Below are 16,933 nucleotides of genomic sequence, written 5' to 3'. Positions count from 1 at the left end.
TATCTTCATTCAGTACTCACCAGTCCGAAAAACTTACTAATCGCAACTTTTTCCTATAATAAAATATTAGACCTTCCAATACTTCCTATTTATCTCGAAAACCCTAAATCATTCCTGTATATACTCTAGCATATTTTACCTACTTATTGAATGTTTTTATGACAAAAATCAGGACTATTGGATTATATTAAAATTGAGACCAACGTCTTCCCTTATCACTGTAAATATGAAAATAACAAAAAGGTTAATCGTGGTTACATCATCCACAATTAACCTGTCTTATGTTTCATTTAGGCTATTATTTATACTACATGCTGCTAATGGTTCAATATAACTTTCAATTATTTAAAATTTATACAATCGATAGTTATTAACCATTACTTAACTTCTTTTGGGGTCACTGCTACTTGCGGGTACCCATACGTATAGCCAGCTATTAATGAAGAATAGCCTGGTACGTTCTTGAATTTAAATTCCATAATACTATCTTTGTTGAATGTTGTAAGCGTCATATATCCGTAATCAATTTTTACTGATTTATTTTTGAATGTATTCGTTAATAAAGCTGGAACATCACGACTCTTTGTCACTTGTTGGAATTCATAAAGGATTGCCCCTTTTGCTGCATCAAATGGTTGAGCTTTCGTTTCTTCATACGTTCTCCACTGGTCCGCATAGGATTCTATTGCACTGTTATTTGCAGAAGCCGTTTCGTCAAATTTTACTTTTACCGAGTTCTTTGTCACGATATAAGAGATTTCATCAGTATCTGTTCTTGTTACGATATTCCCTCTTAGAGCCACTTCGTTTATATATTGACTGTCGTAGATTCGTTTCATAGCTAGTATTGACTGCTCTCTTGTATACTTACCATTATAATCAAACTTACCTCCAGTACCTTCCATTATATCCGTAGCGTGCATTAGCATAACAGCAGGCTTAGCCCAAGTCGCAATTTTGGCGAAATCTGAATAACCATATCCCGTAGTGTCTTCTTTGTATGCAAACCCTACTTGAGTATGTATCGTATTCGCCATCATTGTAGCAGCTTCTTGACGAGTGATTGTCGCGTTTGGACTAAACTTCGTATCGGTTACACCATTCACACTGCCAAGAGCAAAAGCTACTTTAATGTAGTCTTTATCTGTATCTGTAAATCCAGTACGTATTTCTACTTTCTTAAGGAAATCTTCTAGCTTCCAATGTTCAGAACCATAGCTAGCATGCTCGTAATTTGCAAACATCGTTTGTACAAGTAGTTGGGCAAACTCTCCTCGTGTTATTGGTTTCTGGTAGCTGGATTGTAGATTGCTTGGAACTATTCCCGCTTTAATTGCAGCAGCTACATCTGCTTTCGCCCAACTAGAGGGCTGATCTTTCGTTGCTGCAAACGCAGGCTGCAACGTGAAAAGAAATGACAATGCTACAATAGTCGCAATACATTTTTTGATCATGATTTTATATCTCCTTTTATGTTTCTCTATGGTTTTTTCTTTCATAATACAAGATAGAAAAGGTTTGGCATTCGTTCCGCCTTCCTGCTTTAGGTCTTCGCTACTAGAATTGAGAAATCGCTTACATACCTATAATATTCCAGATAATACCTTCGTTTACTTTAGCACAATTTACCTAATTTATGAATACTCAAATGACAAAAATCAAGGATATTCGATTGGATTTTACATCTAACATAGTTTTAAGGTTGATAATTCCTTAATAGGATTGGGCAAACGAGGTCATTCTCCTATCAATTATTCAGACAAACCTAAATAACAAAAACAGGTTAATTATGGTAGTATCTGACCATAGTCAACCTGTTTTATGTAACGCTTAATCGTTATTTAGATTACAAAATTATCAAGTATTATTGTGCGAACAAACGAAATAATGGAATGTTTAAATGAGTATTACATAAGATAAATGTGTTTACTAATTATATCATGATTTCGTTCAGCAATGGGTAGGGACATTGAACAGCTGCCGCTTGTTTGCATTGTTTAGCATATAACGGAGGATAAAAAGAAACCCCAATATGATCTATTATAATCTTTATATATTGAAATTCTTATCAAAACATTCATATTTGCTAAAATCTTATGTTACAACTAACGGCTATTTACTTACTCACATTTTTCTAACAGCCATTCCTTTGCTTTTTCTGATTTCAACAAAATAGGTTCCTCTAATGTACCTATGTTAATACTTTTAAAATGAGCTTCTTCTATACCTTTAATATTTTTTAATGTCACTCCGTTTAATAATGTTTCTTCAAATGTCGCTACACTTATATCTACATTTTCTAGTCTTGCATCACTAAAATCAGTTAAGTAGAAAAGTACATTAATCATATTACAATCTACTAAATTTGCATTTCTAAATATTGCTTCCCAACAATCACCTTTACTAAACCTAGAGTTTTTAATGACGCTATTAGAAAAATCTGTATATCTAAGATCAGATTTATAAAAATCGCATTTATCTAAATACGCATTTTTAAAAGTTGATGAACATAATAGTGATGTATGAAAATCGATATTCTCCAAATTAAGATCATCAAAAGTGCATTCTATTAAATATGCTTGTTCAACCAATTTATCGGATAAATCAAACCTTCTTAAATCCACTTCATCTAGCCTTAACATTTCACCTTCTTTACCTATTGTCTCAACCCACTTTTTATGTAGTTCAAACTTCCTAATAATATTTCCTTCCATTTCGTCACTCCTAAGGATACCATATTATTTTATCTGCTACTCCTGCTTCATCAATCGCTTTCTTCAGTTGATCAAGATGCACAGGCTCCATTTTTCTCGTGTCAATAATAACGTTATTCCCATTATCAAATTCTTTTTGTAGCTTTTTCATGCCTTGTTGGATAGTAAAAGCACCCTTTTTGGGATTTGTTATAGGTACTCCATTATCACCACTTGGATATGATTCAAAACTTTTCACGTCCCACTTTAAACCAGAAGTAGTATCAATAAACTCTGCTCCCTTTTCTGCTTGGGGATCACGTATTAGCTTTCCTAAGTCACCTCTTGCTTCTACTGCTAATCCAACTTCCCTTTCCCTTATATTTTTAGGTTCTATTTTCCCACCACTTGCAGGATCTCGAGCTAAATCATCCAACTCTTCTTGATTTCTTCCTCCGTTATACTTACCATCTTTATCGAAAAGATTACCTTTACCCGTACCATCAATCCTACTATCTCTTGCACCATCATAAATATCCGTATCATCAAATTCATCAATCGGTTTGTTTCTACCAGGTCCACTTGGCGGAATATTATCAACTACTTTATCGCCTTGTTTAACGATATCCGCAACCGTTCCAGCTTTGCGGATCCATGGAATAAAGACGCCTCCTGCCGCAAGCCATCTATCGCCGGTAGATAATTCATCTCCCGTAATCACATTTTTACCGGAAATACCTTCCAAGAGCGCTTTGAAGTTTCCGACAAACGGGATAACATCCAAACCAAAGGAAACTCCATCTTGGAACCATGTTGGACCCTCTTTGTTTTCCTCATAATAGTGTCCACGCTTTTCCACATAGCTTTGCGCTCCAGAATCGGTTTGAATCCCCTTGCCCTTATATTGGAATGTAACGGGATCATAACCCTCCGAGATGGCATACTTCAGAAATTCCTCAATCTTTTCTTTGTCTACGCCTCTTACTTGCTCAAATACGTCCGCAGGCCACATCTCTACCATTTTGCCCGCGTTATATGTATATAACAAGTCTTCTAAGTTTTTGAACCCAATGACCGTCTTCTTCCCATCCGACGTATAGACAACATAATCGTTTTCATCATCATCAAACTTATATTCCTTCACAGTAACATTGGGTTGTACATAAGTGACTGGCGGGGCGCTTGCTTGCTGTTCCTTCCACTTGGCTTGCCTATCCGCCCATCCTTTCATCATATCGAACATGGTTCTTCCCAGCATTGCGAGCGCTGCTGCCTGTTCCGGAGTTAATTTAGTTGGTTGCTTGCCCTGTCCTCCATAGCGGTTTACTGTAACCGCTTGAATCGTTCTATTAGGTACTGCTCTATTAATTGCCTTCTCTGTAAGATCATACTGCTCGGTGGCGTGATTGGTAAAGGTTTGCAGTGCTTTTATTCGTCTCTCCAGTTCCAGTAGCCTGCTATTTGTACGATACAGACGAGTGCCAATTTGACGACGGGCTGTTATTGCGGAATCTACACGAATGAAGCCTACACCTCTTATTAGTGTCGATGATCGTTGTACATGTTGACCTAAGCTCACTTTTAATTGCTGCATTCGACCAATATCAATGTGAATTGGAGACATCCTGTCCCTCCTACTAGGAGTTAATTAAGACGTTGAAATCAGAGTTGTTAGGAACCATTCCTACAGTACTATCTTTCAGTGAGCAAGCAGACCTATCATTTATCCATTTCCTTATTTTACACATTATACCTATCTGAAATCTAGCACAAATTCCCTATATTAGAAACACCTTATCTTCTACCGCAGAGATTAATAACATAATCTTATTTGTAAAATAAATGATGGACTTCGTATGGGGTCCAATAATCTACGGATTGACTTTACCCAGCGAAATCTTGGACAAAATTTCAGAAGATCCAGAGTTCATTTCTGTCCACATATGTTAGGTTGGATTTGTTTTCAGTTGCATAGAAGTGAAATACTGCAAGAATATGAATATAACAAAAAGGTTGATCAGGATGGTGTTTAACCGTGATCAACCTTTCCTTTGTAACGATTACACTTTTATCTATACTACAGGCTGTTAATGAATCAACATAAATTTCAATTATCAAATATCTAGAAAATCGATAGTTATTAATCATTACTTAACTTCTTTTGGGGTCACTTCTACTTTAGGGTATCCATACGTATATCCGGCTACCAAAGAAGAATATCCTGGTACGTTTTTGAATTTAAATTCCATAATACTATCTTTGTTGAATGTTGTTAGCGTCATATATCCATAATCAATTTTTACGAATTTATTTTTGAATGTATTTGTTAATAAAGCTGAAACGTTACGGCTTTTTGTCACTTGTTGAAATTCATAAAGGATTGCACCTTGTGTTGCATCAAAAGGCTGATCTTTCGTCTGATCGTACGTTATCCATTGGTCTCTGTAAGATTCTATTGCACTGTTATTAGCAGAAGCCGTTTCATCGAATTTCACTTTTACCGAGTTCTTTGTCACGAGATAAGAGATTTCATCAGTGTCTGTTCTTGATACGATGTTTCCTCTTAAAGCTACTTTCCCTACTCTTCTTCTGTCATAAATACGTTTCATAGCTAGTATTGACTGCTCTCTCGTATACTTCCCATTATAGTCAAACTTACCTCCAGTACCTTCCATTATTTCTGTAGCATGCGTTAGCATTACAGCAGGCTTAGCCCAAGTCGCAATCTTGTCGAAATCGGAATACCCATATCTAGTAGTGTCTTTTTTGTAAGCAAAACCTACTTGAGTATGAATCGTATTCGCTATCATTGTAGCAGCTTCTTGACGAGTAATTGTCGCATTCGGATTAAACTTTGTATCCGTTACACCATTAACACTGCCAAGAGCAAAAGCTACTTTAATGTAATCCTTATCTGTATCTGTAAATCCAGTATGAATTTCTACTTTCTTAAGGAAATCTTCTAACTTCCAATAGTTGGAACCTTCGTTAGCATGCTCATAATTAGCAAACATCGTTTGCACAAGTAGTTGGGCAAACTCTCCTCGTGTTATTGGCTTCTGATAGCTGGATTGTAAATTACTTGGAACTATACCCGCTTTAATTGCAGCAGCTACATCTGCTTTTGCCCAAGTAGAAGGTTGATCTTTCGTTGCTGCAAACGCAGGCTGCAACGTGAAAAGAAAAGACAATGCTACAATAGTCGCAATACATTTTTTTATCATGATTGTTATATCTCCTCTAATCAAAATATTCCAGATAATTGCTCCATTTACTTTAGCAGAATTTACCTACCTTTTGAATACTCAAGTGACAAAAATCAGGGATATTCGATTGGATTTGACATCTATACACAGTTTTTAGGTGTGATAAGTACTAAGAATAATCGGGCAAATTGGCCAATCATTTAGATTAACGTAAATAATAAAAAACAGGCTGATTTTGGTGGTAACTGACCATAATCGACCTGTTAGGTGTAACGGAAAAACTTTATTTGGGGTATAAAATTCTTCCGACCATTCTTTGCTGACATAATAAAATGCACCCCTAAAACTCCATGGAAATTAACCAAAGGTTTATCCAATGACAATTCTAAGGGGGCAACTCATTTAAGCAGTTAGTAAAATGATATTCCTCCGCTACTGCCGTTTTCGATTACGTCTTTCTTCAAACCTTTTATTAATTCTTAAACACTCTATAACGTGCGAAATAGTCTTATCCTCTTCATCATATTCCCCAATGACCCGATATAAGACTCTCTCATCAGTAGAATAAACAATCCATTTGCTATCCCTATATTGTGTTCCGACCTCATTAGCTTGAACAGCATGGTCATCGAGATTATAGCCACTTAAACTCTCATTTGCAGTAACTTCGAGTGCTTCTTGTTTTGTCATATCGCTACTCCTTATTTACTTTTTTTAAGTACCCTAGATCCTCCAATATATCTACTGATATTGGAAATTGATACTGAATTCCGCCAACTTAACAGAGAAAGAAATAGACCACAATATGGGCGGATAGCTCATATTGTGGCCTGTTGGTTGTATTATATGATCTAGTATCTGTAAAGTAAATCCAGGAAATCAATTATTCATAAACAATACATACTCTATTTCCATTAATAGTTGCCTGCTCTAAGAATATAGTAATATCACTTGCAAGTGCTGGAAGAGTAGCTATTATATTATTTGATATTTTAACCTTATCTTCTGTCAATTTAGTAGCATCGAATGATTTAAATAACTGTATTGCTTCCTCAATTTTTGTTATTTCCCAAGGACTTTCCTCATACCAACCCTCATAAATAGAATATTCGTGCAGAATCCCACTTCGATCTGTGAATTGCTCGAACATACAATTTAACAAGGTTTCAAAATATCCATTCCACAGTCGCAACTCGTACTTATCATTTAGGTTTTCGTATATGAATGTTATTTGAGGCTCTCCTTCAAATCCAAAATAATATGAATCATTTATCATTTCTGAACTCATAATATTACTCCTTCCAATGTCCTTGATCCAAAATTCTCACTTGTTCAGGGGTAGCCGTTCCTGTTTTTCTTGCATCTATTGCATTAAACCATTTATATCCTTCTACCCACTCATCCTCTCCAATTTTATAATATGTCTGTGGTTGTTGCCCACCATTACCAGGTACCTTTCTCTGAATAACCCAAGTATTCCCCTGATCAATTGGAGCACCCGGGGTTCTAGTATGCCACCTAACTTCATATTTATATGACCCATCATTCCAAGTATAGGTTATTTGTTCATAGCCAGCATTCATTGATTTCGCCTTCATATTTGCATTCTCTGGAATTTCAATCGGTGCTCTTTGGGCATAATGCTTTGCTATAGCTAATTGTTCTTCAGCACTTATCTCAGAGAACTTTTTATTAGCTCCACCCGCCCCATCAATCCTACTATCCCTTGCACCATCATAAATATCCGTATCATCAAATTCATCGATTGGGGTCGTTCTCCCAGGTCCACTTGGCAGAATATTCTCAACTACTTCATCGCCATGTTTAGCTACATCCGCAACCGTTCCAGCTTTACGTATCCATGGAATAAAGACGCCTCCTGCTGCAAGCCATCTATCGCCGGTAGATAATTCATCTCCCGTAATCACATTCTTACCGGAAACACCTTCCAAGAGCGCTTTGAAGTTTCCGACAACCGGGAGAACATCCAAACCAAAGGAAAATCCATCTAGGAACCATGTTGTTCCCTCTTTATTTTCCTCATAATATTGACCACGCTTTTCCACATAACTTTGCGCTCCAGAATCGGTTTGAATGCCCTTGCCCTTATATTCGAATGTAACGGGATCATAGCCTTCCGAGATGGCATACTTCAAAAAGTCCTCAATCTTTTCTTTGTCTATGCCTCTCACTTGCTCAAATACGTCCCCAGGCATCACATCTACTATTTGATCTACATTATATTGATAGAGTAAGTCTTCTAAGTTTTTGAACCCAATGACCGTCTTCTTCCCATCCGACGTATAGACGACATAATCGTTTTCATCATCATCAAACTTATATTCCTTCACAGTAACATTGGGTTGTACATAAGTGACTGGCGGAGCGCTTGCTTGCTGTTCCTTCCACTTGGCTTGCCTATCCGCCCATCCTTTCATCATATCGAACATGGTTCTGCCCAGCATTGCGAGCGCTGCTGCCTGTTCCGGAGTTAGTTTGGGTGTAGGTTGCTTGCCCTGTCCTCCATAACGATTTACCGTAACCGCTTGAATCGTTCTATTAGGTACTGCTCTATTAATTGCCTTCTCTGTAAGATCATACTGCTCGGTGGCGTGATTGGTAAAGGTTTGCAGTGCTTTTATTCGTCTCTCCAGTTCCAGTAGCCTGCTATTTGTACGATACAGACGAGTGCCAATTTGACGACGGGCTGTTATTGCGGAATCTACACGAATGAAGCCTACACCTCTTATTAGTGTCGATGATCGTTGTACATGTTGACCTAAGCTCACTTTTAATTGCTGCATTCGACCAATATCAATGTGAATTGGAGACATCCTGTCCCTCCTACTGTCAACTTATCAAAACAGTACAATCAGAATATTTGTAACCAATAATCTAATAGAAATAATCTTTGCGGAGGAAATTATGAAGGAAGCTAAATCCCAGAAGTTAGCGTATACGTAAATGTAGCCTTATAGTTAGAAGAAACGATACCAACCTCTTGATTCAATGAGTAGCTGCTTGTTGCAGCGTCTGACAGGCTGTTTACATACCCCTTATATGGAATCGTTAATGTGAAATTAAGATTGTTTATATAGCTTCCCATACCAAAACCTTTTTTTGCTTCAACTAATTGCAGTGGAATAGAATTCAGAGCTACCATAGATGAATTAAGCCTATTTGGACCATTGATTGGGTCTATATCTTGTCCATAATCGTTATTTCTATAAACAGACCAATTTTCTACCTTTAAAGAATTGTCAGGAAACCGGATTGACATCGTACTTCCAGAACGACTATTCGTTTTGTCAGAAACAGCATCGCTTATAAAATTAGTAGCCGATAAGGATAAAGACCAGCCTCCACCTGTACCTCTTGAATCCACAATCCGATTATTAATTCCTTTACTAAGCTCAGTTACTCCCTCTGAATTAATTGTGACATTTGAGAAGTCAAAAACTTCTGGAACAAATGACAACGTTCCACCAACAACCCCTACATTGGAATCTACCGATTGTGCAGATACCGTATTTACATTTCCTAACGCCAATACAACAATAATTGCAGCCAGTAAAAATTTCTTCATATGTTTTATCCTCCAATTCCTTTATTAGCGGATGAATCCTTGTTTGCTTTTTTTCTTATTATGAAGAAAATCAGTAACAATAATAAAACGATGATTACTAGCAGGCTTCCTACAATAAAATACATGACTGTAGATGTTTCATTTTGCTGGACTTCTGAAGTAGATCCTTTAGTTTCTTTTAAAGCTTTTAATGACTTCTCTACATCTGCTTTCTTTACAGAAAAATCAAACATTCTTTCAATAGATTTATTGGAGTACTCTACGATTACTTGAGCTTTATAATTCCCACTTTTTAAAAGTTCCTGACTTGGTAGTCTTACTATTTGTTCTGTACCTTGGTAAAACGATAATTGATTATTTAGAACAACAGATTCTACTATCGTATTTTTGTCTGATTTTATATGTATCGTAATTTTCGGTTTTTCTAGTATAGTTCCATTATTAGTTAGTACTGTCCCGATTACTGGAGATCCATCAGAATCATACGTATAGGAGAATGAATCAATCGTTATACTTCTAGTAAAATTAGTGCCAACATTCAAAACGATTTGTTTAGCTATTACAAGGTCTACTGGACCGCTTATACTTGTATTCTTATCCGTCTTAGTTGAGATCGTTGATACATTTTTGTTAAGGGATACAATTGCGAGAATATACTGACCGTCTGTTATATGATTTGGTATGCTAACTTCATACTTAACAGTTTTCGTTTCATTCGGGGAAAGTTTAATTACTTCTTTACTATTGCTAAACCATTTGCCATTTCCACCTATTTCATCATCTATTCCGATAAAAGCTTGCCCACCATTAATCGCAGTAAGCTGCTGGCTCGGATAAACGAACGCCTCGGCAGCCTTTGTACCGTTGTTTATCAGTTTAAATTGGAACGTTTTCACTTGACCTGTCGAAGCTTCAACATCGTAATAATCTTTGTCTGAATCAACAGCAATTATATTAATTTCTGCCATAGCCCTATTAGAAACTAACAATAAAAAAACTAGAGAAAGGGCTATAATTTTTTTCACCATCCATCTCCCTCCTATAAATTCCATATTTCAAAAATCCAATGAAAAAAAGATATAACTAAAAACAGGTCAATTATGATGCTATCTAACCATAATCGACCTGTTCAACGTAACACTACGCGTTAAATAGGCTATAACCTATACATCAATTACTAATTGTTCTTTTATGTTGTAAAAACACTAGTTCGTAGAAGTAATCAAACGCATCAGACTCATTATCAAATTCCTTGATAATATAATGGCCCAATCGTTCACCCGTTTTATAGATTTTCCATACTCCTTCATCAAAGCAACATCCCATCACATAAGATGCATCAGTAATAGAATTTAACTCGATGTCATATTCGCCTAAATTTAAATTATTTTCCTTGATTTTATTTAAAAACTCAGCTTTATTCATAATTCACCTCTCTAATGTTGTTTCAACACTCCTAGATGCATTAAGTATGAATACAAGCCAAAACACAGAACAGTTTTATTTGATATTACACGATTATTTAATACTTTTTGCAACCAAATAATTCTCTAAAGTTTCCTTGCTTTTTAATATGTTTTCACTTAAATAAAGCAATATATCAAACTCTTCGGGATCTGCATCATAAATCAGCATCCCGGGATCGATGTATGGTTCGTATATAATATCGCAAATTACGACATTCTTATTTGCAAGCTTAAATTGTCTCGTTTTATTCGATATATAACTATTTGAACAGATGAACTTTTCCTGATCAATTCTGTATTCCTTATCATCTAGTAGAAAGAATGTTTCATTATTTCTCACAAATACGCCTACCATATTTTTGTTCTCTGTGAATCCAGCTATCCCCTGCTCTGGCCTAATATCTACAACAACATCAACAATTCTGGTGTCACTACCGTTCCAAATTATTTGTTTTTTATACTCTGAATAACTACGTAGTATTACCTCATTGTTCATTTGATCAAACCTTTCAATAATAATAACTATCTATACAATTTATTTCTTTATCCCTAGCAACGTATTTATAACTTCATCTTTTCTCAATGAACCTTCAATTACGTATTTCCAGACTTCTTCATCGGAAACATTAGGATTTATTTTCTCTAGTTTTCCTTTATTCGTCTGGAATAACCATTCTGCATCTGGCCCAACGGGATTACCATATTTCTGAATATTCCTTTTTTCAAGATTAACTACTTCTTCTTTTGTCATGGCAGCTCTAGCTGTCACTTTATCTTGATTTCTCATATCAGTAACTACCTTAGCTATTTCCTTTAATGATTTCCCTTCCAAGGTCATATTGTTTAAAGTTATCTCTATTTTCTTCGTTTGTTCTAGATATTCTTTTCTTATTACCTGATTAGCTATCGTTTTATCAACATCAGTGAAATCAAAATTAGCGTATGGAGTTCCTTCTTTAGGCAAATATCCAAACGCACCCGATTGATTTGAGTAAATTTGTTCTAGCACTTTTGGGTTAACTTGGTCTAGCGGAATACCCATGCCCGTTTTTCCGATTCCTGTAAACCCATTTTCTCCTTTATGATCATCCCCAGACTTCCCTTTCGAATCAACATCCCCAAGACCTACTGCTTTAAAAGCCTGCGAAACACCTCTCGTCAATACAATACCTGTAAAGAGGCTGCCGATATAAGTTCCTTTTTCAGCAGTATCTCCATACCAGAAATGTTTACCTGTCTCTTTTAAATAGTCATAGTTATTTGTTACAACGCCCCAAGGATCGGTTGTTACCGCTTTATAACTGTTCTCTACCTTTCCCCAAGCCACTTTACCTGCTTCTTTCGGGTTGCTAACTGTATCTACTATTCCATCGAACAATCCTGTCAACGTTTTTTCTATGCCATAACCAAAGCCAGCGGCAAACCCGTCCCCATATCGCCATCTTTCCAAAGACCACTCATGCTCTCTTTTGGACTTCTTCGCCTCTGCAATCACCTCTTTTTGCTCTTGCTCTGTCATTCGTCCAAATGGACCTTTCATCAACCGCTCATAAGCTTTCGGATCATCACGGTTCAAGACATCTTCATACGAATAATATTTATCAGGTTCATAGGGCAATAGCTGTGGTTGGTCGCTTCTATTCCCTCCCGTTCCCGCACTTATGGGAACAGAACTTGTTGATTTGGATTGATCCTTAAAGATACCCTTCAACCAATCCATCGCCCCTCCTAATGCCAAGGCCATAATTCGAATAATATCTTTTATATCCATCTTAGCATGATCACCATTCGAAGATGCTGGATTAGAAGCAGATGATTTGGAGGATCCATTGACTATCATCTCTGCTTTTCTGACAAGCTCAATTTCAAGCCCGCTATACTTTTGCTGCGCACTATTCATAAACGTATTTAACGAGCGTAATCTTCGCTCCAGCTCCCGCACTCGCTGCACTGACTGATCCATCCGAGAGCGTATATTTCTACGGGATGTGATTGCATAATCGACTTGATACATGGTTGAAGGGAATCTTCCGCTTACTCGCGTGCTCTTCTGCACACCTTGATCCAGCTTCAGCTTTGAGGCCTCCACTGCTTTTAGATCTATTCTAATCGATGACAATGACTACACCATCCCAACATACAGCAATGATTTCAATCAGCCTATACACTTGTTACCGGAATGCTTCTTCGAACACTTCCTCAACTTCCTTACTTTCATATGGCTTCATTCGATTAAGTGAGCAAGCACGAACATGCTTAAGATGCGGCAAAACAATAACTTTAGCCAATAGCGGATCGATGCCAATATCATTGACTAATCGAATTGGGTCAACCGGTGGATCAATTAGTATAACCTTCTGGGCAATATTAGGCTCTTGGAATGCCTCGACGACTGGCTTTAACAACTCTGCTCCACGAGGTGTACAATCGGTAATAAAATGAATGGACAATGCCGAAGAAGCAAGATGACTCATCAATGCCGTTTGTGAAGCATCTAGCAATACATGGATGTGAGCGTAATAATTAAGTCGCTTCTTTAATTCCGACACGATAGCTTCCACTCGATCTACCATATTGTCCGAATTTCCGGCAACGCATAGGAACTGTCGCTCCACTCGGGTTTCCAAAAATTCATCCAATTCCATAGGCTCCACACCATATTGCGCAAGCTTCGTCTGACCAGTCAAATCAAGAAGCAGCGTATTTTGCCTGCGGGATACGATTCCCGACCAAGTTAAAGCGGTAGCCGTTCTGCCTGTATCTGCAGGTCCAATAAATAGTCGAAGCGAGTTTTTTATAACGTGATCAACTATAACAACATCTTCTACTCTTTGAGATTGAAGTAGCTTGATGAGCTTTTGCTGATAGGCAATGATCGTCGCATCTTCTTCGCAAAGCTTGAAAACAAGATTGATAACGCTTTTTATCTTTTCTTCTATAATAGAAAATGTTAATTTATTTCGATGCAAATCGTTTAATAGTCTGCTCGTAATGGCTGCCATATTTTGCGGAATGAACAATGGCTTAATCGGGTCCATAATTTCGTTAATGTACGCATAGTTGGAAGGCCCTTTATCTTGAACGTGATCAATCAACTCGTTCACACTTAAGTCCATTGCCTGATACATTTCGATAATTTCTTTTGAAAGCTCCATTAAATCCATTTGGACGGACAATCTGGCATTAATGAGCTCCTCCAACTTGCCGTGATCTTCATAAAGGAGCCTTGCTGATGTTATCGTATCAAGAGCTTCCCTCATTTGATTAATACGAGCATCCACAGTTTCTTCAGCCGACAATAAGACAGACTCCATAACGGAAGTCAGCTTGTCCGCAACGAGACTGCTCTCAAGCCCTTTGTAAGCAGCGCGGTTCACCCCTATGTGCTTTAGCTTCTCGAAGCGCATATCAGGTGGAATAGATGAATCTTTAAACACTTTAGCTATTTGCGAATCCAGTTCATCCAACATGTTGACAACTTCAGCGTATTCCATATTCTGACGGCTCAAATCATGCTGAATATGTTCTTTGCTCAGCTGTTTCTTCAAATAGTCAAATCCCGTGAATTTGCCAATCTCCACGACGCGTTCCTCAAGTCCGGCAGACACCTCCAACTGGGCAATCTGCTGTACGGCGAATGGTTGTGGCGTCTCTAGAGGCTCTGTATCGACTTCTTTTTCAGATTCGTTCTCGTTATAGAGATAGCCCCTCATGTCAGCCGATTCGAACATCTGCTGGTCCTCGCTGATCACTTTTCCATCAATAACGGTTTGAACAGCTTCCGACACTTGCTCCAGTGTCAGCTTCTCCACTTTGATCTTTAATATATCGCCCTCTATGAGATCTATTTCTGAATCCTTCTGATAAAAATAAATAACTCCGACGGATGAATGTTTAGCCTTAACTGCAGCTTTTAATGCTTTACCTTTCCATCCGCTCACATCTTTAGGGCCAAGCACGACAGCATCCATCTTGGATACGCTCGAATCAAGCGGAAGCAAGTCGATTAATTTCTGGCTGTTTGTTTGAAATCCTTTGTCCGTAATCGCCTTTTTGACGAACGGTCCTAGTGATGCGCCATAAATCATAATTAAGGCCCTCCTGGCAAAAAGTTGTCTTTGTAGTCCGTATAAAATTTATAGTTCAACTGTGCATTTCGATTGTTGTTATAGATAAAAGGGAAGTAGTAACTTTCGACAATGTTCATTTCCTCCAAAAGCATACTATCCAGGTTATAGGCATTTTTATAGTACTCGTTAACATGATTCATATAAACTTCCGTAGCTTTAAACATTTTTTCATGCAGTTCCTTATCTTCAATCGGATCTACCTGTGACAGCTTCTGAACTTCTTGATACTGGCTTACAAGCTTTTGTATAAGCTCGTCGCTGCGCTGTTGCATCGGTTTGCGAAGCTCAGCTACTTCCTTCGTTAGCCCTTTGATCTCCTTATCCTTAGCAGCGATTTCTTCCTTCAACATTTTTATTTCTTCATTAATGACTTTCTTCTCTTGTTTGGTAGGAACAGGCCCCGCTTCCGCCAACCCTTTAAAGTAGTTATATCCTGCGTAACCGCCATAGCCGAAACCTGCGAGTATGACTACTATCGCTACAGGCTTAATTATTTTTTTGGACAACTTGCCGAATGATACCTTGCTCTTCTGCTTGTTCTTCTCGTTCATTTGTTTCTGCAGAAATTCAATTGCAATTTCGATTTCCTTGGCAACGCTGGAATGGGGATTAAGCGTCTGCACAGTTCGATAAGTTTCTATCGCTTTTGCTAGATTTCCTTTGCTCTCGTATTCCTTCGCCTTTTTCATAAGCTGGTTATAGCGGGCTTGATTCATCGAATCAGCTTGGCTCGGTCTGGCAGATTCTTGAGGCTTTGGCTTTGGTGCGGCAGCAGCGGCAGTCTCTTGGCGTGCAGAAGTAACGGGAGCAGAAGCTGGTTCTTCACGGCGGGCTGCTGGAGTCGCTTTCGGCTCCTCTCGGCGCGGCATTGATACCGTTGCGTCTTCCCGCAGGGCAGATTGATCGACTTTGGACAGCTCCAGCAACCACTCGCCAAAGGTAGGACATTGAACTAGCTCATCGCTCTCCCAAGCCTGCTGCATAAGATTCGCGATGCCAACTCCCCATATCGGTCGAATCACTTGAATTAAACGATCATATCGTTCGCAATGCGTCTGAAGCTCATTCGGGTCAAAATAGCTCTCTCCCCAAGCCTGTTGGATAAAGACACTAGTACTTGCAGCAAGCATTTCCATAATGAGAATCGATCCAGCGAAACGATCCGATTGTGCGTTCCACATTTGCGCATTTACATATTTGGGAGCATATCCGGGAGAACCAGTCGGTAAATATTCAGGTCTCTCAAATTGATTAGAAAACATTTGCTCCAAATCTATCAGTTGTACGAAATTGGAGGACTTAACTTGATTTCTTCCTTCGGCGAACATCGGCATAATTATGTTGGGACCGGACAGATCACAATGCGCCAGCCCGCGTTGTTCCATTGTGACTAAAATTTCCGCCAACGCGTAAGCTGCCGTATAACTTTGTCTGCGGGTGAGCTGTTGCTTGTTTAAAACCATATCCATCCAAGTAGGACCATCTATCCATGGCATGACAACGGCATATAGCAAGTCTGGCTCTTTGGCTAACAATTCCGGGTTATTATGCGGCGTTATCGTATTCCGCTCACAAGCAGCCATTCCATCCATTGTGGAGAACTTATTAATCTGTGAAGAGAGATGGACAGTAGACGGATTAATAAGCTTAGATCGAAATACCTTGATCGCCTTCTTCTGACGATTGTCCTCCGATTGAAGCAAGTAAACCGTGCCTTGTCTTCCTTCTTGTCCATATGGGACCCCAGGTGCAAAGGGATGCTCTCCGATGGCGTATGTCTCACCATTAATAACCAGCTTGGAATGAACTTCTGTCTGAAATGCCATGAACCGACTCTCCTTGTAATTGAATA

The 16,933-nt window shown here is 38.2% G+C and carries 14 protein-coding genes; all 14 read right to left on the bottom strand.

Annotated elements, in window-relative coordinates:
- Nucleotides 1-377: 377 nt before the first annotated feature.
- The 14 genes from MFF31_RS10210 to MFF31_RS10145 all read right to left on the bottom strand — a co-directional run bounded on the left by MFF31_RS10210 (nt 378) and on the right by MFF31_RS10145 (nt 16,907).
- Nucleotides 378-1,454 carry an S-layer homology domain-containing protein gene (locus MFF31_RS10210; protein WP_238187903.1) on the bottom strand — a complete coding sequence of 359 codons (1,077 nt, stop codon included), beginning with the start codon at nt 1,452-1,454 and terminating at the stop codon, nt 378-380.
- A gap of 666 nt (nt 1,455-2,120) precedes the next feature.
- Nucleotides 2,121-2,714, bottom strand: coding sequence for a pentapeptide repeat-containing protein (locus MFF31_RS10205; RefSeq protein ID WP_238187902.1), 594 nt, complete (start codon nt 2,712-2,714; stop codon nt 2,121-2,123).
- Between the two features lie 10 nt (nt 2,715-2,724).
- Nucleotides 2,725-4,317: a pre-toxin TG domain-containing protein gene (locus MFF31_RS10200; RefSeq protein WP_238187901.1), complete on the bottom strand. Its 1,593-nt coding sequence runs from the start codon at nt 4,315-4,317 to the stop codon at nt 2,725-2,727.
- A 523-nt stretch (nt 4,318-4,840) separates the two neighbouring features.
- Nucleotides 4,841-5,917: an S-layer homology domain-containing protein gene (locus tag MFF31_RS10195; RefSeq protein WP_238187900.1), complete on the bottom strand. Its 1,077-nt coding sequence runs from the start codon at nt 5,915-5,917 to the stop codon at nt 4,841-4,843.
- 414 nt (nt 5,918-6,331) lie between these two features.
- Nucleotides 6,332-6,589, bottom strand: a complete 258-nt coding sequence (locus MFF31_RS10190; RefSeq protein ID WP_238187899.1) for a hypothetical protein — start codon at nt 6,587-6,589, stop codon at nt 6,332-6,334.
- Between the two features lie 193 nt (nt 6,590-6,782).
- Nucleotides 6,783-7,187, bottom strand: a complete 405-nt coding sequence (locus MFF31_RS10185) for a hypothetical protein (protein ID WP_238187898.1) — start codon at nt 7,185-7,187, stop codon at nt 6,783-6,785.
- A gap of 4 nt (nt 7,188-7,191) precedes the next feature.
- Nucleotides 7,192-8,733 carry a pre-toxin TG domain-containing protein gene (locus MFF31_RS10180; RefSeq protein ID WP_238187897.1) on the bottom strand — a complete coding sequence of 514 codons (1,542 nt, stop codon included), beginning with the start codon at nt 8,731-8,733 and terminating at the stop codon, nt 7,192-7,194.
- 101 nt (nt 8,734-8,834) lie between these two features.
- Nucleotides 8,835-9,485, bottom strand: a complete 651-nt coding sequence (locus tag MFF31_RS10175; protein WP_238187896.1) for a WxL domain-containing protein — start codon at nt 9,483-9,485, stop codon at nt 8,835-8,837.
- A 5-nt stretch (nt 9,486-9,490) separates the two neighbouring features.
- The gene (locus tag MFF31_RS10170; RefSeq protein WP_238187895.1) at nt 9,491-10,513 is read right to left on the bottom strand and encodes a WxL protein peptidoglycan domain-containing protein; all 1,023 of its coding nucleotides are present in this window, start codon (nt 10,511-10,513) and stop codon (nt 9,491-9,493) included.
- A gap of 142 nt (nt 10,514-10,655) precedes the next feature.
- A complete protein-coding gene (locus MFF31_RS10165; RefSeq protein WP_238187894.1) occupies nt 10,656-10,910 on the bottom strand; it encodes a hypothetical protein in 255 nt (84 codons plus the stop codon).
- 93 nt (nt 10,911-11,003) lie between these two features.
- On the bottom strand, nt 11,004-11,447 hold the full coding sequence (locus tag MFF31_RS10160) for a hypothetical protein (protein WP_238187893.1): 444 nt from the start codon (nt 11,445-11,447) through the stop codon (nt 11,004-11,006).
- A gap of 39 nt (nt 11,448-11,486) precedes the next feature.
- On the bottom strand, nt 11,487-13,070 hold the full coding sequence (locus tag MFF31_RS10155) for a hypothetical protein (protein WP_238187892.1): 1,584 nt from the start codon (nt 13,068-13,070) through the stop codon (nt 11,487-11,489).
- Nucleotides 13,071-13,122: 52 nt separating this feature from the next.
- Nucleotides 13,123-15,039, bottom strand: a complete 1,917-nt coding sequence (locus MFF31_RS10150; RefSeq protein ID WP_238187891.1) for a hypothetical protein — start codon at nt 15,037-15,039, stop codon at nt 13,123-13,125.
- A 2-nt stretch (nt 15,040-15,041) separates the two neighbouring features.
- The gene (locus tag MFF31_RS10145; protein ID WP_238187890.1) at nt 15,042-16,907 is read right to left on the bottom strand and encodes a serine/threonine-protein kinase; all 1,866 of its coding nucleotides are present in this window, start codon (nt 16,905-16,907) and stop codon (nt 15,042-15,044) included.
- Between the last annotated feature and the right edge of the window lie 26 nt (nt 16,908-16,933).

It is taken from the genome of Paenibacillus sp. L3-i20, from assembly GCF_022180385.2.
Taxonomy (GTDB): domain Bacteria; phylum Bacillota; class Bacilli; order Paenibacillales; family Paenibacillaceae; genus Pristimantibacillus.
The sequence above is the reverse complement of the archived record's forward strand: the minus strand, read 5'-3'. Positions and strand labels throughout refer to the sequence as shown.